The organism is Pseudomonas sp. PICF6 (genome assembly GCF_009831705.1).
Taxonomy (GTDB): domain Bacteria; phylum Pseudomonadota; class Gammaproteobacteria; order Pseudomonadales; family Pseudomonadaceae; genus Aquipseudomonas; species Aquipseudomonas rhizophila.
In genome coordinates this window covers 22,975-23,595 of sequence record NZ_WUUD01000005.1, presented here as the reverse complement: position 1 = coordinate 23,595, position 621 = coordinate 22,975, and the positions used below count along the sequence as shown (strand labels likewise).

The 621-nt window shown below is 62.8% G+C and carries 1 protein-coding gene and 1 pseudogene; one reads left to right on the top strand and one right to left on the bottom strand.

All coding sequences use genetic code 11. The features are described from left to right. Positions 1–202 (top strand): DUF6124 family protein (locus tag GSM73_RS03170; RefSeq protein WP_256676678.1); only part of this gene is annotated, 202 nt, incomplete at its 5' end. Between the two features lie 36 nt (positions 203–238). Here the strand turns inward: GSM73_RS03170 and GSM73_RS03165 are convergent. Then, positions 239–621, bottom strand: a pseudogene (locus GSM73_RS03165) (sulfotransferase family protein); the annotation flags it as partial.

Here is a 621-nt window from a genome sequence, read left to right as displayed (position 1 = left end):
CGCCAATGCCTCCGAAGACCTGCTGTCCATCAGCACCATCGCCGCCGACCTGGCTGACGATGTCGATGACTCACGCCGCTGCGTAGCCCTGGCGATCAGCCGCATGGCCGATGGGGTTCAGTTGTTGGTTGAACGGGCGTTGGACATCTGGAAACAAAAGAAATGGCGGCGCCTGGGGCCAAGGGGTAGAGCTTTGCTTTGATGCAAACGGTGCCGACGCCATCGCGAGCAGGGTCAGTCAACATTGATGCCGGCCAACGCGCCAGGTTTCGAGCGCCTCATAGGACCCCTGCGCCCAATGCATCACCTGATCGCGCAGCCGTGACGAAGCCTCCCGACGCTTGTCCTCGCTATCACCGGCAAACGCCTGCCCCGGCTGCTTGGCATGCTGCCCCGTCATGGCAAACACTTGCCGGCGCTGGGCATCATTCAGCCCGAAAAACACCGCCAGCCGCCCTGCCATCGCATCAGGCAACTCAGCGTAATTAACCGCCAGCCCGGCAAACTCATGGCAGTGCTCCAACCCCGCCTGCAACAACCGCCCCAGCCGGCGCGCGATGAAATCTTCCTGGCCGCCGAAGGGCAATCCGTCGTCCAACACGCTTGTCCCGATCATCCCCG